The 25,443-nt window shown below is 63.5% G+C and carries 25 protein-coding genes and 1 pseudogene; 6 read left to right on the forward strand and 20 right to left on the reverse strand.

The window, feature by feature from the left end:
- Nucleotides 1–2: 2 nt before the first annotated feature.
- From P9254_RS04915 to P9254_RS04935, 5 genes are all read right to left on the reverse strand, one after another.
- Nucleotides 3–449: a CHRD domain-containing protein gene (locus P9254_RS04915; protein WP_066990644.1), complete on the reverse strand. Its 447-nt coding sequence runs from the start codon at nucleotides 447–449 to the stop codon at nucleotides 3–5.
- A gap of 173 nt (nucleotides 450–622) precedes the next feature.
- Entirely contained in the window at nucleotides 623–1,594 is a 972-nt protein-coding gene (locus P9254_RS04920; protein WP_066990642.1) for an ABC transporter substrate-binding protein, read from the reverse strand.
- A 39-nt stretch (nucleotides 1,595–1,633) separates the two neighbouring features.
- Nucleotides 1,634–2,788, reverse strand: a complete 1,155-nt coding sequence (locus tag P9254_RS04925) for an ABC transporter permease (RefSeq protein WP_278057313.1) — start codon at nucleotides 2,786–2,788, stop codon at nucleotides 1,634–1,636.
- Nucleotides 2,785–3,663 (reverse strand): ABC transporter permease, encoded by an 879-nt coding sequence (locus P9254_RS04930; RefSeq protein ID WP_278057312.1) that lies wholly within the window; start codon nucleotides 3,661–3,663, stop codon nucleotides 2,785–2,787. The genes P9254_RS04925 and P9254_RS04930 overlap by 4 nt, the downstream gene beginning before the upstream one ends.
- Before the next feature lie 361 nt (nucleotides 3,664–4,024).
- Nucleotides 4,025–4,816 carry an ABC transporter ATP-binding protein gene (locus P9254_RS04935; RefSeq protein WP_066990627.1) on the reverse strand — a complete coding sequence of 264 codons (792 nt, stop codon included), beginning with the start codon at nucleotides 4,814–4,816 and terminating at the stop codon, nucleotides 4,025–4,027.
- Between the two features lie 116 nt (nucleotides 4,817–4,932).
- Between P9254_RS04935 and P9254_RS04940 the strand changes: the two genes are divergently transcribed.
- Nucleotides 4,933–5,337 (forward strand): cupin domain-containing protein, encoded by a 405-nt coding sequence (locus tag P9254_RS04940; protein ID WP_067328967.1) that lies wholly within the window; start codon nucleotides 4,933–4,935, stop codon nucleotides 5,335–5,337.
- A gap of 17 nt (nucleotides 5,338–5,354) precedes the next feature.
- Here the strand turns inward: P9254_RS04940 and P9254_RS04945 are convergent, their stop codons facing one another.
- The 4 genes from P9254_RS04945 to P9254_RS04960 form a co-directional block, all read right to left on the reverse strand.
- Complete coding sequence (locus P9254_RS04945) at nucleotides 5,355–5,732, reverse strand: hypothetical protein (protein WP_176477743.1); 378 nt, start codon at nucleotides 5,730–5,732, stop codon at nucleotides 5,355–5,357.
- A 2-nt stretch (nucleotides 5,733–5,734) separates the two neighbouring features.
- The gene (gene hydA, locus P9254_RS04950; protein WP_095824943.1) at nucleotides 5,735–7,186 is read right to left on the reverse strand and encodes a dihydropyrimidinase; all 1,452 of its coding nucleotides are present in this window, start codon (nucleotides 7,184–7,186) and stop codon (nucleotides 5,735–5,737) included.
- 64 nt (nucleotides 7,187–7,250) lie between these two features.
- Entirely contained in the window at nucleotides 7,251–8,501 is a 1,251-nt protein-coding gene (locus P9254_RS04955) for a Zn-dependent hydrolase (protein WP_278057311.1), read from the reverse strand.
- 69 nt (nucleotides 8,502–8,570) lie between these two features.
- Nucleotides 8,571–9,899: an aspartate aminotransferase family protein gene (locus tag P9254_RS04960; RefSeq protein ID WP_127243162.1), complete on the reverse strand. Its 1,329-nt coding sequence runs from the start codon at nucleotides 9,897–9,899 to the stop codon at nucleotides 8,571–8,573.
- Between the two features lie 254 nt (nucleotides 9,900–10,153).
- Between P9254_RS04960 and P9254_RS04965 the strand changes: the two genes are divergently transcribed.
- Entirely contained in the window at nucleotides 10,154–10,783 is a 630-nt protein-coding gene (locus P9254_RS04965; RefSeq protein ID WP_095812645.1) for a TetR family transcriptional regulator C-terminal domain-containing protein, read from the forward strand.
- A gap of 12 nt (nucleotides 10,784–10,795) precedes the next feature.
- On the opposite strand, the gene P9254_RS04970 is transcribed toward P9254_RS04965, so the two are convergent.
- Complete coding sequence (locus tag P9254_RS04970) at nucleotides 10,796–11,668, reverse strand: helix-turn-helix transcriptional regulator (RefSeq protein ID WP_127215520.1); 873 nt, start codon at nucleotides 11,666–11,668, stop codon at nucleotides 10,796–10,798.
- 102 nt (nucleotides 11,669–11,770) lie between these two features.
- Here P9254_RS04970 and P9254_RS04975 point away from each other — a divergent pair, with 102 nt between their 5' ends.
- Nucleotides 11,771–12,616, forward strand: coding sequence for an SDR family NAD(P)-dependent oxidoreductase (locus tag P9254_RS04975; RefSeq protein WP_127324034.1), 846 nt, complete (start codon nucleotides 11,771–11,773; stop codon nucleotides 12,614–12,616).
- A complete protein-coding gene (locus tag P9254_RS04980; protein ID WP_127241672.1) occupies nucleotides 12,613–13,329 on the forward strand; it encodes an SDR family oxidoreductase in 717 nt (238 codons plus the stop codon). Before P9254_RS04975 ends, P9254_RS04980 begins: the two co-directional genes overlap by 4 nt.
- 5 nt (nucleotides 13,330–13,334) lie before the next feature.
- Here P9254_RS04980 and P9254_RS04985 read toward each other — a convergent pair whose 3' ends face one another.
- The 7 genes and pseudogenes from P9254_RS04985 to P9254_RS05015 form a co-directional block, all read right to left on the reverse strand.
- Complete coding sequence (locus P9254_RS04985; protein WP_127241673.1) at nucleotides 13,335–13,673, reverse strand: hypothetical protein; 339 nt, start codon at nucleotides 13,671–13,673, stop codon at nucleotides 13,335–13,337.
- Between the two features lie 100 nt (nucleotides 13,674–13,773).
- On the reverse strand, nucleotides 13,774–13,953 hold the full coding sequence (locus tag P9254_RS04990; RefSeq protein ID WP_278057310.1) for a hypothetical protein: 180 nt from the start codon (nucleotides 13,951–13,953) through the stop codon (nucleotides 13,774–13,776).
- A gap of 250 nt (nucleotides 13,954–14,203) precedes the next feature.
- Complete coding sequence (locus P9254_RS04995; protein WP_278057309.1) at nucleotides 14,204–14,662, reverse strand: carboxymuconolactone decarboxylase family protein; 459 nt, start codon at nucleotides 14,660–14,662, stop codon at nucleotides 14,204–14,206.
- Between the two features lie 11 nt (nucleotides 14,663–14,673).
- Nucleotides 14,674–15,192, reverse strand: coding sequence for an RrF2 family transcriptional regulator (locus P9254_RS05000; protein ID WP_278057308.1), 519 nt, complete (start codon nucleotides 15,190–15,192; stop codon nucleotides 14,674–14,676).
- Between the two features lie 109 nt (nucleotides 15,193–15,301).
- The gene (gene preA, locus P9254_RS05005; RefSeq protein WP_278057307.1) at nucleotides 15,302–16,615 is read right to left on the reverse strand and encodes an NAD-dependent dihydropyrimidine dehydrogenase subunit PreA; all 1,314 of its coding nucleotides are present in this window, start codon (nucleotides 16,613–16,615) and stop codon (nucleotides 15,302–15,304) included.
- 2 nt (nucleotides 16,616–16,617) lie between these two features.
- A complete protein-coding gene (locus P9254_RS05010; RefSeq protein ID WP_278057306.1) occupies nucleotides 16,618–17,982 on the reverse strand; it encodes an NAD(P)-dependent oxidoreductase in 1,365 nt (454 codons plus the stop codon).
- Nucleotides 17,983–18,093: 111 nt separating this feature from the next.
- A pseudogene (locus tag P9254_RS05015) lies at nucleotides 18,094–18,819 on the reverse strand (gamma-glutamylcyclotransferase).
- A 278-nt stretch (nucleotides 18,820–19,097) separates the two neighbouring features.
- Between P9254_RS05015 and P9254_RS05020 the strand changes: the two are divergent.
- The gene (locus P9254_RS05020; protein WP_278057305.1) at nucleotides 19,098–19,874 is read left to right on the forward strand and encodes a VOC family protein; all 777 of its coding nucleotides are present in this window, start codon (nucleotides 19,098–19,100) and stop codon (nucleotides 19,872–19,874) included.
- A 124-nt stretch (nucleotides 19,875–19,998) separates the two neighbouring features.
- Here the strand turns inward: P9254_RS05020 and P9254_RS05025 are convergent, their stop codons facing one another.
- Complete coding sequence (locus P9254_RS05025; protein ID WP_067328944.1) at nucleotides 19,999–20,487, reverse strand: hypothetical protein; 489 nt, start codon at nucleotides 20,485–20,487, stop codon at nucleotides 19,999–20,001.
- A 199-nt stretch (nucleotides 20,488–20,686) separates the two neighbouring features.
- Here P9254_RS05025 and P9254_RS05030 point away from each other — a divergent pair, with 199 nt between their 5' ends.
- Nucleotides 20,687–21,079, forward strand: a complete 393-nt coding sequence (locus P9254_RS05030; RefSeq protein WP_127325143.1) for a DoxX family protein — start codon at nucleotides 20,687–20,689, stop codon at nucleotides 21,077–21,079.
- Nucleotides 21,080–21,106: 27 nt separating this feature from the next.
- On the opposite strand, the gene P9254_RS05035 is transcribed toward P9254_RS05030, so the two are convergent.
- Both P9254_RS05035 and P9254_RS05040 read right to left on the reverse strand, forming a co-directional pair.
- Complete coding sequence (locus P9254_RS05035; RefSeq protein WP_278057304.1) at nucleotides 21,107–23,533, reverse strand: GcvT family protein; 2,427 nt, start codon at nucleotides 23,531–23,533, stop codon at nucleotides 21,107–21,109.
- 219 nt (nucleotides 23,534–23,752) lie between these two features.
- Entirely contained in the window at nucleotides 23,753–25,291 is a 1,539-nt protein-coding gene (locus tag P9254_RS05040; protein WP_278057303.1) for a trimethylamine methyltransferase family protein, read from the reverse strand.
- Nucleotides 25,292–25,443 lie beyond the last annotated feature (152 nt).

Below are 25,443 nucleotides of genomic sequence, written 5' to 3' on the forward strand. Positions count from 1 at the left end.
CGCTACATCGATCCGCCGGCTTTCTCGATCTGGCCGCGGATCTCGCCGTCCGGATTCGCCTTGGTGTGGACGTTGACGTAGTACTTGCCGGCCTCGAGGTCGGCCGCCTGCGCGTCGGTCAGCGTCGCCGATCCCTTGATCGGGCTCTTGAGCTTCTTGAATGGGATCACCGGAGGTGCGTTTTCACCCGACGCGGCCGGCCCGTGAATGTGAGCAGCCGTCGCAGGTCCGCTGAGGCCGGAATATTTGACGTTCCAGCTGAGCTTCTTCTTGGCGGTGTCGAAGGTGAATGTGGCGGTTCCCTTGCCTTTGGTGGTGACGGGCGGGCTCTGCTGGCTACCGTCGAGCGTCGCATTGTACTTCACAGTTTCGGCCAAGGCCGGAGATGCGAGCAGCAAAGCAGTCGAGACAGCAAAGGCCGAAAGCATCGGCCATGATTGGATGCGCATTGGAGAACCTCCTTGGCTGGCGCGCATCCGCCCCGCCGCGGCTCCCCCGGCGCGCGGATGCCCCACTGCAACGGTTGGCAGGCCGCTTGTATCCCTGCACACGGATATTTTACCACAGCCAAGCAAAAGGGGCGGTCACCCGCCCCGTTAAGTCTCGACTGGCGAGGTCGACCTTACTTGATCGCCTTGTCGGTGATCGCGGTCGTGTAGGCGCCCGACGGCTCCTTGGCGATGATCTTTTGGTCGAGCAGCGCCTTGGCGGTGCGCTCATAGGTGGCCGGATCGAGCTTGCCGTCGGCATTGTCGATCAGCTTGGCGACTTCGCCCATCATGCGCTTCTGATGGTTCTCGTCCTGGCCGCCATTATCCATGACGATCTCGGCCGCCTCATCCGAATTGTCGACGGCGTATTTCCAGCCCTTCATCGAGGCGCGCACGAAGCGCACCATCTTGTCCTCGAAGGCCGGATCCTTGAGCTTGTTCTCCAGCGCGTAGAGGCCGTCCTCGAGCAGGTCGTTGCCCATGGCTGAATAGTTGAAGACGGTGAGCTGCTCCGGCTTGTAGCCGGCGTCGATCAGCTGCCAGTACTCGTTATAGGTCATGACCGAGATGCAGTCCGCCTGCTTCTGGATCAGCGGCTGCACGTCAAAGCTTTGCTTCAGCACGGTGACGCCGTCCTTGCCGCCGTCGGTCTTGAGGCCGAGCTTGTTCATCCATGCATAGAACGGGTACTCGTTGCCGAAGAACCAGACGCCGAGGGTGTGGCCCTTGAAGTCGGCTTCGGTCTTGATCGGGCCGTCCTTCGGGCAGACCAACTCCATGCCGGCTTTCTTGAACGGCTGGGCAATGTTGACCAGCGGCACGCCTTTTTCACGGGCGGCCAACGCGCCGCCCATCCAGTCGACGATCACATCGGCGCCGCCGCCGGCGATCACCTGCTCGGGCGCGATATCCGGCCCGCCCGGCTTGATGTCGACGTCGAGCCCTTCGGCCTCGTAGAAGCCCTTGGCCTTGGCGACGTAGTAGCCGGCGAACTGGGCCTGCGTGACCCATTTCAGCTGCAGCGTCACCTTGTCGGCCGCCATCGCTTGGAAAGCGGCCAGCGACATCGCCCCGGCCAGAGCAGAAATTACCAGTCTTTTCATGTTTTTACCCTCTGAAGTTAGCACCCAAACCCACCGCCCCTATCCACCACGGACAGAGGGATGCCAAAACGTGACGGCTCTTTCGACAAGAGCGACCACGCCATAAAAGACCGAACCCGCAAGTGCTGCAACCGCGATTTCGGCCCAGACCATGTCGATGTTCATCCGCCCGACTTCCGTCGAAATGCGGAATCCCATGCCGACCACGGGCGTGCCGAAGAACTCCGCGACGATGGCGCCGATCAGCGCCAGCGTCGAGTTGATCTTCAGCGCATTGAAGATGAACGGCATTGCCGCCGGCAGCCGCAGCTTCAGCAAGGTCGGCCAGTAGCCCGACGCATAGGTGCGCATCAAATCGCGCTCCATGTGGCCGGAGGCGGCAAGCCCCGCGACGGTGTTCACCAACATCGGGAAGAAGGTCATGATGATCACGACCGCCGCCTTGGACGGCCAGTCGAAGCCGAACCACATCACCATGATCGGCGCGACGCCGATGATCGGCAGCGCCGATACCATGTTGCCGATCGGCAGCAGCCCGCGCCTGAGGAACGGCACACGGTCGGCGAGAATAGCGACGACGAAGCCGGCGAGATTGCCGACGATGTAGCCGATCAGCACCGCCTTGAAGATCGTCTGCCGCACGTCCGATCCCAGGATCGGCAGCGAGTTGGCGATGCGCGCACCGATGGCGCTCGGCGGTGGCAAAAGGATGAAGGGAATGCCGGCGCCGCGCGTCACCGCTTCCCAGATGATCAGGATCCAGGCGCCGAAGATCGCCGGAATGATCAGGCGAAGCGCCGTTTTGGCCCCGCTGGCTGCAGTCCGTAGCGAGGACAACAGCGCGACGCAGCGCCAGGCAAGCAACCAAGCGGCCGCGAGAACCAGAAAGTACGGCGCCAGTGCCGTGCCCTCGAAGCCTCCGATGCCCTTGACCAGAAGCCACGCTGCGACATGAGCGCCGATGAACAGGACAATCGCTTCGACAAGTGGCGCGAGTCTCACCGTTGAAACCAGCGCCGCGATGAGCAGCAATCCGAGGATGAGACCTTTGGTGCCCATATATGGGTAGGCAACCGTCGCGGCGGGCTCGGCCAGCGCAGCCGCTTCCGGTGTCGACATCGCGCCGAGCGCGAAGGCGACGACGCAAAGAAGGATCGCCAGCACCGCTTGCCAGGATGGTTTCAGCCAGGTCATGCCGGCCTCCCGCCCATGGCGCGGTCGACCTGGCGGCCGGCGATGCCGACCACCATGACCAGAAGCGCGGCGACCACCGAGCCCGCAACCAGCGCCGACCAGATGTCGATCGTCTGGCTGTAATAGGCGCCCGAGAGCAGCTTGGCGCCGATTCCGGCGACAGCACCCGTCGGCAATTCGCCGACGATGGCGCCGACCAGGCTCGCCGCCACCGCCACCTTCATCGACGTGAACAGGAACGGCACCGAGGCCGGCACGCGCAGTTTCCAGAAGGTCTGTGAGGCGCTGGCATTATAGGTGTGCATCAGGTCGAGATGCATGAGCTCGGGGGAGCGCAATCCCTTCACCATGCCGACCGCAACCGGGAAGAACGACAGATAGGTCGAGATCAGCGCCTTGGGGATCAGCCCGGTGATGCCGATGGCCGCCAGCACCACGATGATCATCGGCGCCACCGCCAGGATCGGAATGGTCTGCGAGGCGATGATCCACGGCATAAGGCTGCGGTCGAGCGTCGTCACATGCACGATGCCGACGGCGATCACGATGCCGAGCGCCGTGCCGAAAGCAAAGCCGAGCAGCGTCGAGGACAGCGTCACCCAGGCATTGTAGACAAGGCTGCGGTTCGAGGTGATGCCGCGCAGGAAGGTGTTCTCGAAGAAGTTCACCGCCACCTGGTGCGGCGCCGGCAGCGTCGGCTTCGGCTGCGATAATGTCTTGCCGATGAATTCGACCGTGCCGGGGGTTTCGTTGGCTCTGGCGTCGAGATCGCGCTGGAACGGCGCATTGAGGATGACGGCGAAGACATACCAGAGCACCACCACGCCGGCGAGGATTGACGTGACCGGGATGATCTTGGAACGGAAGGAGTCCATTTAGCGGGCCTTCCCCCGGCGCAACGGCAGCACGCGGCGCTGCGCGTTTTTCGTCATCATAGGGCGGAGCAAGGAGCGAAGCGGCCCGCCGCGGACCCTAGGATCCATGCCGTTAGCTCGACGCTCCGCTGTGGCGCAGAATACGGCTCGCTGCGCCGCGCTCAGCTCGTCGGGTACTCTGAGCCGCTTACGGCCTTCGGTCGACGTCCCGGCATGGATCCTAGGGTCTGCGCTCCGCTTCGCGTCGCTCCACCCTAGGATAACGAAATCACGGCGGTCGGCTCCCGCCACGCGCGCGGCTTCGCGCTTGCTCCGCCCCAGGATGTCGAAGCAGCGGGTGTCCGTCCGCTGGCAAGCACCCTCAATCATCATAGCTGTGCCCCGCCCTCAACCCGTCGCGCACGCGCGCGGCGATCGCCAGGAATTCCGGCGTCTCGCGGATGTCGAGCGGCCGCTTCCTGGGCAAGGTGGATTCGATCACGTCGGTGACGCGGCCCGGCCGCGGCGACATCACCACGATGCGGGTCGACAGATAGACCGCCTCGGGGATCGAGTGAGTGACAAAGCAGATCGTCTTGTTGGTCGAATCCCAGAGTTCGAGAAGCTGTTCGTTCAGATGATCGCGCACGATCTCGTCGAGCGCGCCGAACGGCTCGTCCATCAAAAGCAAATCGGCGTCGAAGGCGAGCGCGCGCGCGATCGAGGCGCGCTGCTGCATGCCGCCGGACAGCTGCCAGGGATACTTCTTCTCGAAGCCGGAGAGGTTGACGAGTTCGAGGGTGCGCTTGATGCGTTCCGCCTGCTCGGCCTGACTGAGGCCGATGATTTCCAGCGGCAGCGCCACATTGCGCTCGATCGTACGCCAAGGAAACAACGCCGCCGCCTGGAAGACATAGCCGTAAGCCCGCTTCTCGCGCGCCTGCTCCGGCGAAATCCCATTGACGGAGATCGTTCCCGAGGTCGGCTTCTCCAGATCGGCGATGACGCGCAGCAAGGTTGTCTTGCCGCAGCCGGAGGGGCCGATGAAGGAGACGAACTCACCCTTGCCGATGGTGAGATCGACATTGGACAGCGCCTGCACCGGACCGTCATTGGTCTGGAAGGTGAGGCCGAGCTTGCTTGCCGAAACGACGGCTGGCGACTGTCCGCTCATCGGCAGAAACCTGTCTTTCGCAGCCGCTGCCGCGCCGGCCGGAATCCGGTTGATTTTACGATTGCCTTGCTTTCCACTCGTCCAGTCCCACTTGATCGACGCCCGGAGCCTTGCCGATGTCGCCTAAACCCACATGCCACCTTATTCGCCCTGAAAGCACTTATGAAGGCAAGCAAGGCTTGAGCTATTTCGCCGGTATAGCCGCCGAAACCGTCGGCTCCTCCGGCATTTGTATGCATCTTCTCACCATGCCGCCCGGCGCCCGCGCCAAGGCGCATATGCATGAGAACCACGAGACCGCGATCTATGTGCTCTCCGGCGAGGTCCACACCTGGTATGGCGACCGGCTCGAGCATCACGAAGTCGTCAAGGCCGGCGACCTGTTCTACATTCCGGCGGGCGTGCCGCATCTGCCCGCCAATCTGAGCGGAGCGCCCTCTTCGGCGGTCATCGCCCGCACCGATCCCAACGAGCAGGAAAGCGTGGTCCTGATGCCGGAACTGGATGCGTTGGTTGCCTGAGGTCGACGGGACCGCCGTCATTTGCACCGGGAGACTTCTCCCATCGCGTTGCCGTCCTTGTCGGCGATCACCAGTCTCTTGGCGTTCTTGGCGCTGCGCTTGATGATGAACTGGGCCGGCGTCTGCCCCTCCTCGCCTTCCGCCTCGCACTGCGCCGTCACCACAAGGGAGCCATTCGCCTGGGGTCTCTTGTCGGTAAAGGTGCAGGCGCTGGCGACCGTGACGAACGCCTCGCTGGTCAACAGCAGCATGTCCTCGGCATAGACCTCCTGGCCGTTCTTGTTGATGCAGCCGGATTTGTTGCCCCAGGGCTTGGAGAGATCGATGCCGGCGGCGAAAGCTTGGCCGGCGGCCAGCAGCACGGCTGCCACGACGAGAAGGTGAGTTGCGCGCACGCTCAAACTCCGGTCGCCGGAATGCCCGTGCGCTCCACCTTGCGCGGTGCGCTGATCTCCTTCCAGGTCGAAAGCGCGCGGTTGACAGCGGCGTTCGGTTCGCGCGCCACGAACTCCCCGTGCCCGACCTTGGCCTTGACGTCCGCTTCTTCGATCGACAGTTCGCCGCGCGAAAAGACGAAGCGCGGCAGCCCTGTCACCTCGAAACCCTCAAAGACGTTGTAGTCGATCACCGACTGCTGGTTCTTGGCCGTGATCGTCTTCTTGCGCTTCGGGTCCCAGACCACGATGTCGGCATCCGCGCCTTCGACGATCGCGCCCTTCTTCGGATACATGTTGAGGATCTTGGCGATGTTGGTCGAGGTCACCGCGACGAACTCGTTCATCGTCAGCCGGCCGGTGTTGACGCCGCTGGTCCAAAGCACGGGCAAACGATCCTCGAGGCCGCCGGTGCCGTTCGGGATCTTGGTGAAGTCGCCGACGCCGTTGCGCTTCTGCTTGGTGGTGAAGGAGCAGTGGTCGGTCGCCACCACCTGCAGCGATCCGGCCTGCAGGCCTGCCCATAGCGAATCCTGGTGCCACTTGCTGCGGAAAGGCGGGCTCATCACGCGCCGCGCCGCATGGTCCCAGTCCTTGTTGAAATATTCGCTCTCGTCGAGCGTCAGGTGCTGGATCAGCGGCTCGCCATAGACGCGCATGCCCTTCTGGCGTGCCCGGCGGATGGCTTCATGGCTCTGCTCGCAGGAGACGTGCACGACATAGAGCGGCACGCCCGCCATGTCGGCGATCATGATGGCGCGGTTTGTCGCCTCGCCTTCCACTTCGGGCGGACGCGAATAGGCATGCCCCTCGGGGCCGTTATTGCCGGCGGCAAGCAGCTTCTGCGAGAGTGCCGCGACCACGTCGCCATTTTCGGCATGGACCAGCGGCAGCGCGCCGAGATCGGCGCAGCGCTGGAACGAGGAATACATCTCGTCGTCGTCGACCATCAGCGCGCCCTTGTAGGCCATGAAGTGCTTGAACGAGGTGATGCCCCTGTCGACGACGGTCGCCATCTCGTCGAAGACCTGCTTGCCCCACCAGGTGATCGCCATGTGGAAGGAATAGTCGCAGGCAGCTTTCGAGGTCTTGTTGTCCCACATCTGCAGCGCCTCCAGCAGCGACTGCTGCGGCGCCGGCAGGCAGAAATCGACGACCATGGTCGTGCCGCCCGAAAGCGCCGCGCGCGTGCCGGATTCGAAATCGTCGGCCGAATAGGTGCCCATGAAGGGCATTTCGAGATGGGTGTGCGGATCGATGCCGCCCGGCATGACATAGCAGCCGGTGGCGTCGAACTCGTGATCGCCATGCAGGTTCGAGCCGATGGCGATGATCTTGCCGTGCTGCATCAGCACGTCGGCTTTCCACGTGCGGTCGGCGGTGACGATGGTGCCGTTCTTGATGACTTTGGTCATATCCGTTCCCCTGATCTTTTCACGCTTCTTTGCGAGCGGCTTTTTCGAGGTGATTTCTATTCGGTCATTCGACGATTCCTGCCGTCTCGACCACCGCGTGGAACAGCACATCGGCGCCTGCCGCCGCCCATTCCTTGGAGATGTCCTCGGCCTCGTTGTGGCTGAGCCCGCCGACACAGGGACACATGACCATGGTCGCCGGCGCGACCTTGGCCGCCCAGCAGGCGTCGTGGCCGGCGCCGGAGATGATGTTCATATGGCTGTAGCCCAGCTTCTCGGCGGCGGTGCGGACACGGCCGACCAGCGTCGGATCGAAGGTCACCGGATCGAAATGGCCGACCGCCTCGACGGCGCATTTCACGCCGAGCGGCTCGCAGATCTTCGGCGCCTCCTTCTCGATGCGCGCGCGCATGCCGTCGAGCTTCGCCTTATCGGGCGAGCGGATATCGACAGTGAAGATCACCGTGCCCGGCAAAACGTTGCGGGAGTTGGGCGAGAACTTCACCTGGCCTACACCGCCGACGGCGCCAGGCCGGTTCTCCATCGCGACCGTCTGCACCATCTCCAGTATGCGCGCCATCGCCAACCCTGCATTGACGCGCATGTTCATCGGGGTCGAGCCGGTATGCGCCTCCCTGCCGGTCAGCGTGAATTCCAGCCACCACAGGCCCTGGCAGTGGGTCACCACGCCGATTTGCTTGTTCTCGGCCTCGAGGATGGGCCCCTGCTCGATATGGTACTCGAAATAGGCGTGCATCTTGCGCGCGCCGACCGTCTCGTCGCCGACCCAACCGATCCGCTTCAGCTCGTCGCCGAAGCTAAGGCCGTCGAGATCCTTGCGGGCATAGGCATAATCCTGCGTGTGAACGCCTGCGAACACGCCGGAGGCGAGCATGGCCGGCGCGAAACGGGCTCCCTCCTCGTTCGTCCAGTTGGTGACGACGATCGGATGTTTGGTCTTGATGCCGAGATCGTTGAGCGAGCGCACGACCTCGAGGCCAGAGAGCACTCCGAGCACGCCGTCATATTTGCCGCCGGTCGGCTGGGTATCGAGATGGGAACCGACATAGACCGGCAGCGCGTCCGGATCGGTGCCGGGCCGCGTCATGAACATGGTGCCCATCTGGTCCACGCCCATCGTGAGCCCGGCCTCGTCGCACCAGGACCTGAACAGTTCGCGGCCTTGCTTGTCGGAATCGGTCAGCGTCTGGCGATTGTTGCCCCCGGCGATGCCGGGGCCGATCTTCGCCATCTCCATGATGGAATCCCACAAACGGTCTGAATTGATTCGCAGATTCTCGCCGGGGGCGGCCATTCAAAGTCCTCTCATTTCAGGTCTCCGGTCGGGCGGCGGTTCCCGTCGCCGCCCGAGCGGTTTGAGCAGTTAGTCTATCGAGCGCAGAACATCGCGAACATGGTCGATCAGTTCGTTGATCTGGCCCTTGGTGATGATCAGCGGCGGCGACAGCGCGATGATGTCGCCGGTTGTGCGGATCAGCGCGCCGCGTTCGAACGCTTTGACGAAGGCCGAGAAGGCCCGCTTGGTCGGGCTACCGGCGATCGGCGCAAGCTCGATCGCGCCGATCAGGCCGATATTGCGGATGTCGATGACATGCGGCTCGCCCTTCAACGAATGCAGCGCGTCTTCCCAGTAAGGCGCCAGCTCCTCGCCGCGGGTTAGCAGGCCTTCTTCCTTGTAGGTGTCCAAAGTGCCGAGAGCCGCGGCGCAGGCGATCGGATTGCCCGAATAGGTGTAGCCGTGGAAGAACTCGATCATGTGCTCCGGGCCGTTCATGAAGGCGTCGTGGATTTCCTTCTTCACGAAAACCGCGCCCATCGGGATGACGCCGTTGGACACGCCCTTGGCCGTCGTCATGATATCCGGCGTGACGCCGAAATAATCGGCGGCGAATGGCGCGCCAAGACGGCCGAAGCCGGTGATCACTTCATCGAAGATCAACAATATGCCGTGCTTGGTGCAGATTTCTCGAAGCTTCTGCAGGTAGCCTTTCGGCGGCAGGATGACGCCGGTCGAGCCTGCGACCGGCTCGACGATGACCGCCGCGATGGTCGAGGCGTCATGCAGGGTGACGAGACGCTCCAGCTCGTTCGCCAATTCGGCGCCGTGCTCAGGCACGCCCTTCGAGAAGGCATTCTTCTCCGGCAGATGGGTGTGCGGCAGATGGTCGACGCCGCCGAGCAGCGTGCCGAACATCTTGCGGTTGGCGACGATGCCGCCGACCGAAATGCCGCCGAAATTGACGCCGTGATAGCCGCGCTCGCGGCCGATCAGCCGGGTGCGCGAGCCCTCGCCTCGGACACGGTGATAGGCGATCGCCATCTTCAACGCGGTCTCGACCGATTCCGAACCGGAATTGGTGAAGAACACATGGTGCATGCCCTTCGGCGCGATATCGACCAGGCGGTTCGCCAGTTCGAAGACGATCGGGTGGCCCATCTGGAAGGCCGGCGCATAGTCGAGTTCGGCGGCCTGCTGCTGAATGGCCTCGGTGATCTTCGGCCGGCAGTGGCCGGCGTTGACGCACCAGAGGCCTGCAGTGCCGTCGAGCACCTTGCGGCCATCGCTCGTCGTGTAGTGCATGTCCTTGGCGGACACGAACATGCGCGGCGCCTGCTTGAACTGCCGATTTGCCGTGAACGGCATCCAGAATGCGCTGAGATCGTTCGGCGTGACTTTCAGCCGGTTGGACATGACCAAGATTTCCCCTTGTAACCTGTTTCTGTGCGCTAACGCTTGGTCTTCCCAAGGCTTGGTCTTCGTTGCGTTTTCGTGCTACGCAAAATTTTGACCGGTTGGACAAACGTTAGCACCGCCCTGTCGGCGGTCAAGGGACTACTAACGGAAATGCGGCATCGAAAGCGCGCTCCACGGCTCGGAGAAAAACTGGTCCAGAGAATTGGTCCAGAGTGCCCACACGGCAGCAGCCGGCAAGGATGACGGACAGGATGGAAGGCTCAGCTCCACGCCGCACCCGCATCCAGCAGGAAAAGCGCGAGCTCATCCTGGAAGCCGCGCTGGAAGTCTTCTCCGCCAACGGTTTTCGCGGTTCGACCATCGACCAGATTGCCGAAGCCGCCGGCATGTCGAAGCCGAACCTTCTCTATTACTTCCGCCGCAAGGAGGACATTCACGAGACATTGATGCAGCGGCTGCTGGACACCTGGCTGGCGCCGCTCCGCGAGCTTGACGATATCGGCGATCCGATGACCGAGCTCAGAAGCTACATCCGCCGCAAGCTCGAAATGGCGCGCGATTTTCCACGCGAAAGCCGGCTCTTCGCCAACGAGATCCTGCAGGGCGCGCCGCGCATCATGCCGATGCTGGAGGGCGAGCTGAAAACGCTGGTCGAGGAGAAGGCCGCCGTCATCAAGGGCTGGATGCGCGCCGGCAAGATCGCCCGCACCGACCCCTGGCATCTGATCTTCTCGATCTGGGCGACGACGCAGCATTACGCCGATTTCGACGTCCAGGTGCGCGCCGTGCTCGGCCCCGACCGCGGCGGCGACGGTCGCTTCGAGGATGCTGCCCGGTTCCTGGAGCAACTGTTCCTCGATGGGCTGAAGCCGAAAGCTTAGGTCGGGCGAAGATCAGGCGCTGCGCCGCTCGGGGGGCTTCTCTTCCAGCAGCTTCTTGAGCTTGGCGATCGTATTCTGCTCGGGCAACGGCGTGTAGACGATCAGCCGCATGTCTGAGCCGTCGTCGATCGACAGGCTCATATGCTCGAAAGCCATCGGGCCGGCTGTGGGATGGCGGACATGTTTCACGCCCGTCAGCCTTCTCGCCACGTCCCGCCGCGGCCACCAATCACGGAACTCCGGGCTTGAGCGCATCATCAGCGCGATCAGCCGCTCGAAATCCGGATCGCCGACATATTTGGCGCTCTCCGCGCGAAACGAAGCGAGCACCACGCGGGCAAGCGCTTCCCAGTCGACCAGCAGCCGGCGGTGATGCGGGCTTGTGAACACCAGATGGACGATGTTGCGGGCATCGCCCTCCAGCAGGCCATAGTCGCCGAACAAGGCGACCGCCGCCGGATTCCAGGCGAGCACATCCCAACGCCGGCCAACCACATAAGCCGGCTGTAGGACGAGGCTCCCCAGCATGTGCAGCAGTGTGGCGTCGACCTTTTCAGACGTCGCCGTGCGCTGCTCCGGCTGCTGGCGGCCGGCAAGGATGAACAGATGCCGCTTCTCGACGGCGTCCAGGCGCAGCGCCTCGCAGAGCGCGGTCAGCACCTCGACCGAGGGCCGCACGTCCCGCCCCTGCTCCAGCCAGGTGTACCAGGTGGTGCCGACGCCGGCGATCATCGCCACTTCCTCGCGCCTCAGCCCGGGCGTACGCCGCCTGGCGCCGCTCGCAATCCCAATGTCGGCAGGCGAGAGCCGCTCCCGGCGCGAGCGCAGGAAAGCGCCGAGCTCGCGGCGGCGGCTGTCGTCAGGGGAATGGGGCACGGCATCCATGCAGCTATTATAGCAGTATCGATACCAGGATAAAAATTGAACTGTTTGGCCTGCGCGCCGCGCCCCATCTTGCGTTCAGAGCAGCATAAGGAGGCTCTGAACATGGAACTTAAGAATAAGACCGTTCTCGTCACCGGCTCGACCGACGGGGTTGGCCGCGTGGTCGCTGAAAGGCTCGGCGCTGCCGGCGCCCGCGTGCTGGTACATGGCCGCGACCAAACTCGCGCCAAGGCGACAGTCGCTGCCATCGAAGCCGAGGGCGGCAACGCCGAATTTCTGCTTGCGGATCTTTCGTCGCTCGCCGAAGTGCGCCGCCTTGCCGGCGCCGTGCGGGCAGGAACCGACCGGCTCGACATATTGATCAGCAATGCCGGCGTCGGCACGGGCGGCGAAGGCGCAAAAAGGCAAGTGAGCGCCGACGGCTACGAAATGCGCTTCGCCGTAAACTATCTCGCAGGCTTCCTGCTGTCGTCGGAGCTTTTGCCCTTGCTGAAGGCAAGCGCGCCGGCGCGCATCGTCAATGTCGCCTCCGCCGGCCAGCAGGCGATCGATTTCGACGATATCAATCTGGCCCGCGGCTATAGCGGCGTGCGCGCCTATTGCCAGAGCAAGCTGGCGCAGATCTTGTTCACCATCGATCTGGCCGAGCAGCTCGAAGGCAGCGGCGTCACCGTCAATGCACTCCATCCGGCAAGCTACATGGATACCACCATGGTCCGGCAGGCCGGCATCACACCGTGGAGCTCGGTCGAGACCGGCGCCGACGCGATCCTCAACTTGGCAATATCTCCGGCGCTCGAAGGGCGCAGCGGCCTCTATTTCGATGGCCAGCGGGAAGCGCGCGCCGATGCCCAGGCCTATGACGAAAAAGCCCGCAGCCGGTTGCGGGCGCTCAGCCTCGAACTGACCGGACAATCTTCCGCGACATCCAAGGAACAGCATTCATGAGAATCGAACATTGCGTCATCATCGGCGGCTCGTCTGGCATTGGCCTTGCCACAGCCAAACGGCTGCTCAGCCCCACGATGAAGGTGACGATCACCGGCCGCAGCGAGGACAAGCTGAACAACGCCTGGAAGAGCCTCGGCGGCACCGTCGGCAAGGCCGCTTTCGACGCGACCAAGCCGGACGCGGTCCGGCACTTCTTCGATGGTCTCGGCCCATTCGATCATCTCGTTCTCGCCGCAAGCGGCGGCAAGGGCCTTGGGCCGTTCGCGACCCTCGACCTTGCCGACATCGGCGGCGGCGTCGACGAGAAGATCAAGCCGCAGCTAGGCTGCTTGCAAGCGGCCCTGCCGACCTTGAACAAAGCCGGATCGGTCACTTTCATTTCGGCCGTCTCGGCGCAGATCGCAGCACCCGGCATTGCCGGCATCGGCGCCATCAACGGCATGCTTTTGACCGTAGTCCCGATCCTGGCCGTTGAACTGAAGCCGCTGCGCGTCAACGTCGTGGCCCCCGGCGTCATCGATACGCCCTGGTGGGATTTTCTATCGGGCGAAGAGCGGCAGGCGGTCTTTGCCGAGTACGCCGGAAAGACGCCGGTCGGCCGTATCGGCCGCGCCGAGGACGTCGCCGACGCGATCGCCTTCCTGGTGTCCAACGGTTTCATGACCGGCCAGGTGCTGACCTGCGACGGCGGCCTGCGCTTCGCCGCCTGAATGGATCAATTGGAAATGAGGCCGGGCAGGAAGGCCAGCACCATCAGCCCGGCGACGACCGCATACCAGACAACCAGGTGGACTGCCTTCATCAGCGGGCGGCCCACTTCCCGCGCCCGCTTCGGGTGGAGAGGGTCATAAATCACTTCGACCGCTGCGCCGACGTTCCCGGTCGTTCTGTTGACCGGCAGGTGCGAGTAGAAACGCCAGGTCTTGCCCAGTCGGTCGGCGAATTCGATGATCGGCGTGTCCGGCCCGTCGCTCGACTTGTCGATGCCGATCACCAGCGCCTGGTGGAAGGCATCCGAAACGCGTGCCCAGAATGCAGTCCAGTTCTGCTCCATGAACGCTCCGACGGGCGAACCTGTTTTTTGCTAATACAGGACAATCGCGACAAACCGATTAACGCGGCGCCATCGACTGCGCGGAATCCGAGTGCAGTTGTCAGGCATAGACCCGCGCCAGGAACCCGCAGCCAGGGCGACATTGGCGACGAAGCCGTTGATGCGTGAGGCGCGATCCGGACCCTGATGATCCCAGAAATGGTGAAACATCGGCCGTCGCGACGATCAGGAACAGGATCAGGCTTGCCGCCGCCAGCGCGGTGAACAAGACGCCGATCACCTGCCGTCCGGCGCGACCTGCAGGACATGCCCAGCCACAATGCCGGCCCTGCCTGGCACGCCGCGTGCCGCCATCATCGGGATGAATAGGTCTTGTGCTGGACGTTGCGCAGGCCGGCAATGACGAAGGCGTCGCCGAGCAGCAGGCGTGCGGCAAACAGAATCTCGTTCTGAAAATTCTCAAACATGTCATTGATCTCACAAATGAAAGCCGCGCGGCACCGTCTTCGGATCCGCGCGGCTTTGGATGGTCAGGCAGCCTTGGCGGCTGGCATCGGATGGATGGCTTGGAACGAAACGCAGAGCCGGTTCCACGTGTTGATCATGCCGATCACTACTGTCAGCTTGACCAGCTCTTCCTCGGAGAACTGCTCCAGCGTCCTGGCGTAGAGATCGTCCGGAACGCCGTTGTCGGAGATGTTCGTCACCTTCTCGGTCCAGGCGAGCGCGGCGCGCTCGCGCTCGGAAAACAGCGGCGACTCCTTCCAGGCGGCGACCAAATAAAGCCGCTGCTCCGTTTCGCCATCTCGCCTTGCCTCGCGGCTGTGCATCTCGACACAATAGGAACAGCCATTGATCTGCGAAGCCCTGAGCTTGACCAGGTGCATCAGGCTTTCTTCCAGCCCGCACTCCTCGACGGCCTTGTTGAGCGCCATCACCGCCTTCATGATTTCAGGCGCCTTGGCGAAGAACTGCAGCCTCTGTTTCATTCTGTTACCTTTCACGCTTTGCTCGGTTGTTGAACTTTCTGCGCCCGCTGATGGCGCTCGACGAACGCGCAGCTTGCGGCGACCGTGCGGGGATCGGCGTCGTTCATGAAATCGGCGACGATGTCGGAGAGCTTTGCCTCGGCAAGGGTGGCACGATAGGCGCGCTCGGCCTTCAGCATCGCGGCATTGATGCCGCACGGTTTTACATAGGCCGAGGCGTCGAGCTTGACCGGGCCGCGCTGGCGGATCTCGCCGCAGCGGAAGGCAGGCTCCCTGCCCTCGACCGCAAGCACGATGTCGAGCAGCGTGATCCGCTCGGCCAGCCGCGCCAGCCTGTAGCCGCCGGCCGGGCCCGGCACCGATTCCAGGATGCGCGCCGTTGTCAGCTGATTGAGATGCTTCAAGAGATAGCTCGGCGACAGCCCGAACGCCTCGGCCATGGCCGCGCCCGACATGGTGCTGTTGCCGTCGACGCCGGCAAGCATGGCGGCGCAGTGGATCGCCGCTTCGACGCCCTCACCCAGCTTCACGATCTTTGACTCCGATTCATGGATAGTTTATATCATGGATAATTTTTATCTGCAATAGCGGGAACGAAAAACGGCACCCGAAGGCGCCGCATTCGTTCAAAAGTGTTCCCTACTCCGCGGCAACCTTAGCCATCGGATTGTTCGGATGCGTCGTCCAGTTCGCGTAGACCGGCGACACCGGCATGCCCGTGCGCTGATCCAGCACGCCGGCGGTCAGCGGTTCCATGGTGATGCAGCCCTCGACCGGGCAGACATTGACGCAAAGATTGCACCCGACGCATTCGGCCTCGATCACCTCGAAATGCCTGACGCCGTCGACCATGCTGGTGATCGCCTGATGCGAGGTGTCCTCGCAGGCGATGTGGCAGCGCCCGCATTTGATGCACGCGTCCTGGTCGATATGCGCCTTAGCGACATAGTTGAGGTTGAGATACTGCCAGTCCGTGACATTGGGTGTGGCGCGGCCGATGATGTCGGACAGCGAGGCGTGGCCCTTCTCGTCCATCCAGTTCTCCAGCCCCGCGATCATCTCCTGCACGATTTTGAAGCCGTATGTCATTGCCGCGGTGCAGACCTGCACGTTGCCGGCGCCGAGTGCCATGAATTCGGCAGCATCCCGCCAGGTTGTGATGCCGCCGATGCCCGAGATTGGCAGGCCGTGCGTTTCCGGATCGCGCGCGATCTCGGCCACCATGTTCATCGCGATCGGCTTCACCGCCGGGCCGCAATAGCCGCCATGCGAGCCCTTGCCGTCGATGGTCGGCTGCGGCGCGAAACTGTCGAGGTCAACCCCGGTGATCGAGTTGATGGTGTTGATCAGCGACACCGCGTCGGTGCCGCCGGCTTTGGCGGCGCGCGCCGGCTTGCGGATGTCGGTGATGTTCGGCGTCAGCTTGGTGATGACCGGCATGCGCGTATACTGCTTGCACCAGCGCACCACCATCTCGATATATTCCGGCACCTGGCCCACCGCCGAGCCCATGCCGCGTTCGCTCATGCCGTGCGGGCAGCCGAAATTGAGCTCGATGCCGTCGGCGCCGGTCTCCTCGACCAGCGGCAGGATCGCCTTCCAGCTTTCCTCCTCGCAAGGCACCATGATCGAGGCGACCAGCGCCCGATCCGGCCAGTTCATCTTCACCTGCTTCATCTCGCGCAGATTGGTCTGCAGGTCGCGGTCGGTGATCAGCTCGATATTGTTCAGGCCGAGCAGCCGGCGGTCGGCGCCCCAGATCGCGCCGTAGCGCGGGCCGTTGACGTTGACGACCGGCGGGCCCTCTTCGCCAAGCGTCTTCCAGACCACGCCGCCCCAGCCTGCTTTGAAGGCGCGTTCGACATTATAGGCCTTGTCGGTCGGCGGCGCCGAAGCCAGCCAGAACGGATTTGGCGACTTGATGCCGACGAAGGTGTTGCGGATGTCTGCCATGCTCATGCCCTCCCGTTAGAGGTCAGTGCCCGGTGGATGGATTCGGCGGCGTCGCGGCCTTGCGCCACGGCCGAGACCGTCAGGTCGTCGCCGCCGAAGATGCAGTCGCCGCCCGCCCAGACTTTCGCCAGCGAGGTGCGGCCCTCGGCATCGACCCTGATGCGGCCGCCATCGAGCTCGATGGAGGCAACGCTGCCGTTGAGATGAGCCGGCACAAAGCTCTGGCCAATCGCCTTGAACACCTGGTCGGCGTCGAGCCTCAGCATTTCGCCGGTACCGGCGAGCTTGTCGCCATTCATGGCTGTGTATTCGAGCTCGATCGCCGACACTTTGCCGTTCTCGGCGATGACGCGCTTCGGCTGCAGCCAGTGGCGGATCGTGACGCCGTTCGCGGCGGCCAGATCCTGCTCGAAGCCGGAGGCATTCATATGCTCCTGGCCGCGCCGGTAGCAGATCGTCACCTCCTCGGCGCCGAGCAGCTTCGACTGCACCGCGGCGTCGATCGCCGTCATGCCGCCGCCGATGACGACGACGCGGCGGCCGACCGGCAGGCTGGAAAGGTCGCTTGCCTGCCTGAGTTCGGCGATGAACTCGACTGCGTTGCCGACGCCATCCGTATCCTCGCCTTCGGCGCGCAGCGCATTGACGCCGCCGAGCCCGAGGCCAAGGAACACCGCATCGTAGTTGCGGATCAGGTCGGAAAGCTGGAAGTCCCGTCCGAGCGCTTTGCCGTTCTGGATGTCGATGCCGCCGATCGCGGTGACGTAGTCGACCTCGGCCTGAGCGAAATCGTCGACGCTCTTGTAAGCCGCGATGCCGTATTCATTGAGGCCGCCAGCCTTCGGCCGCGCTTCGAGGATCGTCACATCGTGGCCGTGGCGGGCCAAGCGATGCGCCGCCGCCAGGCCCGCTGGCCCGGCGCCGACCACGGCGACCGTTTTTCCGGTCGGTTCGGCGCGCTTGTAGAACTGCTTGCCCTCATCCATCGCGACATCGGTCGCATAGCGCTGCAGCCGGCCGATCTGCACCGGCTTGCCCTCCGCGACCTCGCGCACGCAGACCTCTTCGCACAGCGTCTCCGTCGGGCAGACTCGGGCGCACATGCCGCCAAGAATGTTCTGGTCGAAAATGGTCTTGGCCGAGCCCAGCGGATTGCCGGTCGCGATCTGCCGGATGAACAACGGGATATCGATCGAGGTCGGGCATGCATTCATGCACGGCGCATCGTAGCAGAAATAGCAGCGATCGGCCTCAACCAGCGCCTCGTGGTGATCGAGCGGCGGGTGCAGGTCGGAAAAATTATCGGCGTATTGCTCCGCAGACAGCCGGCCGCCGGCTATGCCTTCGATGAAATGACCAGTCGCCATTCCAGTTCCCCTTGTTTGTTTTGAGGAAGGCTAGCACGTTTTATTTTTTTATCAATTGGTCAATTTTCGGCCAAGCTGCTGTATTGCTTGGACAAAACATGATAGTCGTACTCATATTATCGCCACGCCGATGTCTGTCTGTTCAGCGCATTCAATCCTGGAGGGATGGATCGACCTGATCTCGTCGGCCACGAGCTCCTGCAGGCGCCACAGATTGCGGTCATGGATGCCGAATGTTTCGAGGTGGCTGACGGTGTAGTAAAGATATTCCGCGCCGGAACCTACATGGCCGCACGCGCGTGCCAGTGTCTTTGCCACCCTTTCGAGCGGCTGCCTGAGCGACGTGCCCTACCCGTCACCCCGATCCAGAAGCCCAGCGCTCGCAGCGATCCTTGCGCCGTGCGTACCGGAACCCACCGGACCGAGCTGACGCTTTCATGATCGTCGATTTCTCGCCGCAGCAATCTCTCGATCTGGGCGGGCTTCTCGCCGTCCGGCAGACGATAGATGACGCCGTCACAACGGCCGCCGCGCTCGAGCATCATCAACCCCGGCTGCGCGGCGCTGCCTCGCCAGCGCACCATGTCGAGGCAGAAGGAGCGATGCCAGCCATAGGCGGAGGCGCGGCGTTGCTCGATGGATTCCAACGCCGGCTTCCAGATCAGCGAGCCATAAGCGAACACCCAGAGCGGCCCCTCGTCGGCCTCGTCTGACAGGCGCGAGGCGAGCGCGCGGAAATCGTCGTCGTTAAGCTGGGTCCAGTCCCCGCTCGGACCAGGGTCGAGCTCCTCGCGATGGCACAAAGCCGCTCTTGGGCGCAAGCGACATTCGACGCAGGGAAGACAGCCCCTCGTTGCCCGCAGCAAAGGCTAAAACCCCGGGCCATGCAAGATCACGGTTCCTGAAGCGCTTCGCGCAGAAACGGATAGAGACGCGCTTCAAGCTCCGTTTTTGATACGTGTCGGTCGCCCAAAACCGCTGCGCATTTTTGAGCGACATGCATGAGCGCCTTGCCATTCTCGATTTCTGGTCCAGATGTCGGATTTCTGTCGCCGAGATCGTCCTAGGATGGATCGGAACCGCGATCGCTGCCTGAACCGGTGAGGAGACCGACCATGCCGAATGCCGCAAAACCCTTCTTCTGGTACGAACTGATGACCACCGACCTCGACGCCGCCGAGGCTTTTTATACTGCCGTCGTCGGCTGGCGGGCCGAGCCCTTCGACAAGGCGCCGGGCATGCCGCGCTATATCGTGATGAATTCCAGCCTGCGCGGCGTCGGCGGTTTGATGACGTTGCCAGATGATGCCGCCAAGATGGGCATGCCGCCGGCCTGGCTCGGCTACATCTACACCAAGGACGTCGATGCCTCGACGAAGGCGCTCAAGGAGGCCGGCGGTGCCGTTCACCGCGCGCCGGATGATATTCCCGGCGTCGGTCGCTTCGCCGTCGTCGCCGACCCGCAGGGCGCGACCTTCATGTTCCTGCAGCCCAACCAGCCAGAGCAGCCGCCGGTACCCGCTACCACGCCCGGTCATGTCGGCTGGCACGAGCTCTACACCTCGGACTGGAAAGCCGCTTTCGACTTCTATTCCAGCCAGTTCGGCTGGGAGAGCGCCGGTCAGTTCGACATGGGCGAGATGGGCATCTACCAGACCTTCGGCGCCGGCCCCGAATCCGGCGGCGGCATGATGAACAAGCCGCCGCAGATCCCGGTCCCGGTCTGGCAGTTCTATTTCAACGTCGACGCGATCGACGCCGCCGCCAAGCGTGTCACCGACAATGGCGGCAAGGTATTGATGGGGCCGATGGAGGTGCCGAGCGCGCAGTGGATCATCCAATGCCAGGACCCGCAGGGCGCGCATTTCGCGCTGCTGGCGCCTGGGCGGTAGAAACTGCCGCCCCCTTGTGGGGCAGATATCCGGTCCATCCTCCGCAGCCGCGGCGCAGCTGCTGCGGAGGTCGGGCCGGGCAGAGGGGAGCGCTGGCCCGGCGCCGGCGTCGCCCTCTTGGGCGTCACTCCGGCGTCAGCACCGCCACTTTGAGATCGGCCTTCTTGGCGCCGCTGAGCTGCACGGTGGCCGGACCGGCCGACAGCTTGAAGCGCACGCTCTTGCGAATGCCTGGGCAGGTCTTCGCGCGGCTGAAGCCCGCCGACTTCACGGCGCGGCCGTCTTGGACGACATCGATCCAGACCTCATCGGACAGGCTGAACTGGAGCTCACCTTCAGCCGGTACGGTCACGCTTGCCATCGCGCCGAACGTGCCGGCTGCCGGTGCACGTCCAGGCGGAACTTCAAACCCGATCGTGTCGACCGCTGCAAGTGAGAAATCCGCCGCTTGCCCGACTGTCAGGGCCGCGCCGGACTGGGCGGCGGACGCTGACGGAAACAGGGCCTGCTCGCGTGTCACCGGCCATTTGAAGGCATCACAACCAGCATCGGCAGCTATGGCGAAGCTCGTGCCTGCAAGGAATGCGAAGAGGCTGATGGCGAATTTTTTCATGGCGATGGATTCCCGGATGATTTGGTGTATCCGCGCATCAATACAACTTATGAGAGACAATTGCAACCACGGCGAGAATAAGCCGGAAGAGGTGAACTCATGCCCACTCACCGATTGTTGATGGCAGGGCATGGGAAGTGAATGGTCCGCTTCCGGGCGATAATTTATGGCGGGTCCGGAAGGGCAAGATGGAGTTTAGATGAAGCTTTTTGAAGGTCTCTCCCGCTATCAGCCGCAGGCGCTGGGCGTGCTTCGCATCATGACGGCGCTGCAGTTCACCGAGCACGGCACCCAGAAGCTGTTCAATTTCCCCGCCGGCGCCCATGCCGGGGCGCTGACGGGGCTCGCGCTGACCTCGGCAATCCTCGAATTCGCCGGCGGCATCCTGCTGGCGCTGGGGCTGTTGACCCGCCCCGTGGCCTTTCTGCTCTGCGGCGAGATGGCCATCGCCTATTTCATGGCGCATTTCCCGCGCGACTTCTTCCCCGTTAACAATGGCGGCGACGCGGCGATCTCGTTCTGTTTCATTTTCCTCTATCTGGTCTTTGCCGGTCCCGGCGCTTTCGCGCTCGACAACCGCCGCGGTGCCTGATGCCCTGTGCGGACGCGCGCCTGTTTTTCAGGCGCGCATCCGCTCGAAATTGGCATCGAACAGCGGCGCGGACTGAATGCGTGCCGCATGCCGCTTGCCGAGGATCTCGATCTCGAAGCCGTCCGGCCTGTCGGCGATCTCCTTAGGCACATAGCCCATGGCGACCGACGTCTTCGAATTGTGCGCATAGCCGCCGGACGTGACCCAGCCGCGCACGACGCCGTCATGCCAGATCGCCTCGTCACCGATGACATCGGCATCAGTGGTCTCGACGATGAAGGCGCGCAGCCGGAGCTTGCCGCCCTGCTTGCGCTCGGCAAGTGCTGCTTCCTTGCCGATGAAGTCAGCCTCCTTGCCATAGGCGACGAAACGGTTGAGCCCGGCCTCGACCGGTCCGTAGATCGGCCGGTATTCGCGCGCCCATGAGCCGTAATTCTTTTCGAGCCTGAGCGCATTGAGCGCGCGTGAGCCGAACAGGCCGATGCCGAATTCCTCGCCCGCTTTGACCAGCGCCTGGTAGGCGGCGCGCTGATATTCCGGCGCCACCCAGATCTCATAGCCGAGATCGCCGGTGTAGCTGACGCGGCCGACAAGACAGGGCGCCATGCCGATATCCATCCTGGCGACGGCCATGAATGGGAACGCCGCGCTGGAGACGTCGGCGCGGGTGACTTTGGCCAGCACCGCCCTCGCCTTCGGCCCGGCGATGGCTAGGCCGGTGAGCTTCTGCCCCAGCAATTCTATCTCCACCGAGCCGTCCTTCGGAAGATGCGCTTCGAACCAGCGCATATGGTACTGCTCGGCGACGCCGGAGCCGGCGATGAACCAGTCGCTGTCGTCGATGTTGGCGAGCGTGAAATCGCCGATCAGCTTGCCGTCTTCCTTCAGCATCGGCGCCAGCGTCATGCGGCCGGGTTTCGGCAACCTGCAGGCAAGCAGACGGTCGAGCCAGGCTGCCGCCCCCTCGCCCGTCACCTTGTACTTGGCGAAGCTCGAGATCTCCGAGAGGCCGACGCCGTTGCGAACGGCGGCCACTTCGCTGCCGACATGGTCGAAATCGGTCGACCGCCGCCAGGAGAACTCGTCCTTGACCCCTTCGGGCGCATACCAGAGCGGCACTTCCAGCCCAAAGGCGACGCCCCATTGCGCGCCCTTGGCCGACAATGTGTCGTAAAGGGGCGTTGTCTTCAGCGGACGCCCGGCCGGCAGTTCCTCGTTCGGGAAGCGGATCGAGAAGCGGCGCGAGTAATTCTCGCGCACCTTGGCATTGGTATAGGCCATCGTCGCCCAGTCGCCGTAGCGCGCCACGTCCATCGCCCAGATATCGGCGCCGGGATCACCCTCGATCATCCAGTTTGCGAGCGCCAGGCCAACACCGCCGCCTTGGGAAAAACCCGCCATGACGCCGCAGGCGACCCAGAAGCCCGGCAGGCCGCGCACCGGACCGACCAGCGGATTGCCATCCGGCGCAAAGGTGAAAGGTCCATTGATGATCTGCTTGATGCCGGTTTTCTGGAAGGCCGGGAAGTGACGGAAGCCGACTTCGAGCGAAGGCGCGATACGGTCGATATCCGGCTCCAAGAGCTCATGGCCGAAATTCCAGGGTGTGGAGAATTCGGACCAGACCTTGTTGGCTTTCTCGTAGGTGCCCATCAGCATGCCGCCGCGCTCCTGGCGCAGATAGAGCTCGCCGTCGAAGTCGACCGCATGGATGATTTCCGTGCCGGTCTTCTTGTTCCAGTCGGCGACCTCCGGCATGTCCTCGGTGATCAGGTACATGTGCTCCATGGCGAGCACCGGCAGTTCGAGCCCGACCATGCGGCCGACCTCGCGCGCCCAAAGCCCGCCGGCGTTGACGACCTGCTCGGTGATCACATCGCCCCTGTTGGTGATGACGCGCCACAGCCCGTCGGGCCGGCGCACGATGTCCTCGACCTTGGTGAAGCGCTCCACTTCCGCGCCCAGCTTCCGCGCCGCCTTGGCGTAAGCGTGGGTGACGCCGGAGGGATCGAGATGGCCGTCCTCCTTGTTGCGCACCGCGCCGACGAATTGCTTCGGATCGATGAGCGGCATCAACTCGGCCGCTTCCTTCGCCGAGATCACCTCGAGGTCGATGCCGAGATAGCGGCCCTTGGAGACGACGCCGCGCAGCCAGTCGAGCCGCGCCTCGGTTGCTGCCAAGAGCACGCCGCCGGTCAGATGCACCCCCGTCGCCTGGTCGGAAAGCTCCTCGATCTCCTTGTAGAGCGAGATCGTGTATTTCTGCAGCTTGGCGACGTTGGGATCGCCGTTGATGGTGTGCATGCCGCCGGCCGCGTGCCAGGTCGAGCCCGAGGTCAGCTCATCGCGCTCCAGAAGCACCACGTCCGTCCAGCCGTGGCGGGCAAGATGGAACAGCACGGAACATCCGACAACACCGCCGCCGATGACCGCGACCTTTGCATGCGACTTCATGGGTTCTTCTCGTTATCTCAGTGAGTTGGATGACTGAGTGGATTCAGGATGAGTGGCATGTCTCTCCTCAAACGTCGGCGCTGCCCCTCACCCTTGCCCTCTCCCCGTGAAAAACGGGGAGAGGGGTCGCCAGCGCTGTAGCGCTTCCCTTCTCCCCGTCCTTCACGGGAAGAAGGTGCCGGAAGGCGGATGAGGGGCGGCGCCAGCGTTCCAAAACCGTCACGGCTCGCCCTGCCCGATCGCTTCCTTGCGGCGCGCCATATAGGCTTCAAGTGCCTCGCGCACGGCTGGGTCCATTGTCGGCTGAACGTACTCTCCCAGCGCCTTCTTCCAGAGCCGGGTCGCGCGCGCCGTGGCATCGAGCGCGCCGGCCTCCTGCCAGGCCTCGTAGTTCTGCCAGTTGGAGAGCATCGGCTGATAGAAGGCGGTGGCATAGCGTTCAAGCGTATGCTGCTCGCCGAAGAAGTGGCCGCCGGTCGGCACGGCGCCCAATGCGTCGACCGCCAATTCGCCTTCGTCGACCACGATCGGCCGCAGGAATTCCATCATGTGCTGCATCATCTCGACATCGATGATGAGTTTTTCGAATGAGGCCGTCAGTCCGCCCTCCTGCCAGCCGGCGGCATGATAGACGAGGTTGCCGTGGCCAAGCACGGCGCCCCACAGCGCCATCAGCGTCTCGTAGGCGCCTTGCGCATCGGCGGCATTGGACGCCGAGCCCGGCGTCGTGCGGTACGGCAGATTGTAGCGCCGCGCCAATTGCCCGGAGGCGATGTTGGCCTTGGTGTTCTCCGGCGTGCCGAAGGCCGGCGCGCCGGACTTCATGTCGACATTGGAAGTGAAGGCGCCATACATCACCGGCGCGCCAGGCCGCACCAACTGGGTCAGCACGATGCCGAACAGTGCCTCGGCATTTTGCTGCGCCAGCGCGCCGGCAAGCGTCACCGGGCTCATCGCGCCCATCAGCGTGAACGGCGTCACCGCCACCGACTGGCCGAACTCGGCCATGGTCATCAGCCCTTCGGCCATCATCTCGTCGAAGCGGCGCGGCGAGTTGACGGAAATGATGGTGGTGACGCCGGGGTCCTGGCCGACCTGGTCGAGAGTCAAGCCACGCGCGATCGCCATCATCTCGATGCCGTCCAGGGCCCTGCCCCGGCCGATCGCCGAGACATGGAAGCATTTGTCGGTCAGCGTCAGATTGGCGAAGTAGGTGTCGAGGTGCCGCGAATTCGCCGGCAGCTCGATCGGCGCGCAGACCTGGTTCCCCAGCATGTGGATGCAGTTGAAATGCTGCGCCAGCCGGACGAGATCGCAATAGTCGGCGAGATTGCCGGCGCGGCGGCCGCGCTCCATGTCGTGCACATTGGGCGGCCCGGCCACCAGCGTGAAGTTGATCGTGTTGCCGCCGAGATAAACGGCGTGAGCCGGGTTGCGTGGCGTAAGTGTGTAGCTGGCCTGTGTCGTCTTTAGCGCTTCGTCGACCATGCCCCGATCGAGGCGCACATTCATCGAGCTGTGATCGACCTTGGCGCCGGCGCGTTTAAACAGCGCGAGCGCTCGCGGGCTCATCACCTCGATGCCGAAATTTTCGAGAATATGCATCGAGGCCTGGTGAATGGACTCGATCTGGTCGGCCGAAAGCACCGCCATGGGCGGGTAAGGGTTGACCACACGCCGTGGCGGCAGCTGCGGAATGGGGGCGGGCCCGCGGTTGCTGGTCCGTTCGGCGCCGCGTTTTCGTCTTGGTTCGGTCATGGCGTCTATCAGAGCGCCGACGTCAGGCGCGAGCTGTCAGGAATTCGCCATTTGCCGGCGTGATTTTAGCCAAGGCGGCATTTTCTTCATTCTGATGAAGACAAATACGACGAGTGAAGTCGAAATATCGATAGGCCCAGATCGAGGAGCCT

Origin of the sequence: Mesorhizobium sp. WSM4983, from assembly GCF_029625765.1 — a bacterium.
Lineage (GTDB): Bacteria > Pseudomonadota > Alphaproteobacteria > Rhizobiales > Rhizobiaceae > Mesorhizobium.

Coding starts and splice junctions, on each gene's coding strand:
- P9254_RS04925 (WP_278057313.1), bottom strand. CDS start 2,788: ATGACCTGGCTGAAACCATCCTGGCAAGCGGTGCTGGCGATCCTTCTT.
- P9254_RS04920 (WP_066990642.1), bottom strand. CDS start 1,594: ATGAAAAGACTGGTAATTTCTGCTCTGGCCGGGGCGATGTCGCTGGCC.
- P9254_RS04935 (WP_066990627.1), bottom strand. CDS start 4,816: ATGAGCGGACAGTCGCCAGCCGTCGTTTCGGCAAGCAAGCTCGGCCTC.
- P9254_RS04930 (WP_278057312.1), bottom strand. CDS start 3,663: ATGGACTCCTTCCGTTCCAAGATCATCCCGGTCACGTCAATCCTCGCC.
- P9254_RS05040 (WP_278057303.1), bottom strand. CDS start 25,291: ATGACCGAACCAAGACGAAAACGCGGCGCCGAACGGACCAGCAACCGC.
- P9254_RS05020 (WP_278057305.1), top strand. CDS start 19,098: ATGCCGAATGCCGCAAAACCCTTCTTCTGGTACGAACTGATGACCACC.
- P9254_RS04985 (WP_127241673.1), bottom strand. CDS start 13,673: ATGGAGCAGAACTGGACTGCATTCTGGGCACGCGTTTCGGATGCCTTC.
- hydA (WP_095824943.1), bottom strand. CDS start 7,186: ATGACCAAAGTCATCAAGAACGGCACCATCGTCACCGCCGACCGCACG.
- P9254_RS04980 (WP_127241672.1), top strand. CDS start 12,613: ATGAGAATCGAACATTGCGTCATCATCGGCGGCTCGTCTGGCATTGGC.
- P9254_RS04965 (WP_095812645.1), top strand. CDS start 10,154: ATGGAAGGCTCAGCTCCACGCCGCACCCGCATCCAGCAGGAAAAGCGC.
- P9254_RS04975 (WP_127324034.1), top strand. CDS start 11,771: ATGGAACTTAAGAATAAGACCGTTCTCGTCACCGGCTCGACCGACGGG.
- P9254_RS05010 (WP_278057306.1), bottom strand. CDS start 17,982: ATGGCGACTGGTCATTTCATCGAAGGCATAGCCGGCGGCCGGCTGTCT.
- P9254_RS05030 (WP_127325143.1), top strand. CDS start 20,687: ATGAAGCTTTTTGAAGGTCTCTCCCGCTATCAGCCGCAGGCGCTGGGC.
- P9254_RS04970 (WP_127215520.1), bottom strand. CDS start 11,668: ATGGATGCCGTGCCCCATTCCCCTGACGACAGCCGCCGCCGCGAGCTC.
- P9254_RS04995 (WP_278057309.1), bottom strand. CDS start 14,662: ATGAAACAGAGGCTGCAGTTCTTCGCCAAGGCGCCTGAAATCATGAAG.
- P9254_RS04960 (WP_127243162.1), bottom strand. CDS start 9,899: ATGTCCAACCGGCTGAAAGTCACGCCGAACGATCTCAGCGCATTCTGG.
- P9254_RS04955 (WP_278057311.1), bottom strand. CDS start 8,501: ATGGCCGCCCCCGGCGAGAATCTGCGAATCAATTCAGACCGTTTGTGG.
- P9254_RS04940 (WP_067328967.1), top strand. CDS start 4,933: ATGTCGCCTAAACCCACATGCCACCTTATTCGCCCTGAAAGCACTTAT.
- P9254_RS05025 (WP_067328944.1), bottom strand. CDS start 20,487: ATGAAAAAATTCGCCATCAGCCTCTTCGCATTCCTTGCAGGCACGAGC.
- P9254_RS04915 (WP_066990644.1), bottom strand. CDS start 449: ATGCGCATCCAATCATGGCCGATGCTTTCGGCCTTTGCTGTCTCGACT.
- preA (WP_278057307.1), bottom strand. CDS start 16,615: ATGGCAGACATCCGCAACACCTTCGTCGGCATCAAGTCGCCAAATCCG.
- P9254_RS05035 (WP_278057304.1), bottom strand. CDS start 23,533: ATGAAGTCGCATGCAAAGGTCGCGGTCATCGGCGGCGGTGTTGTCGGA.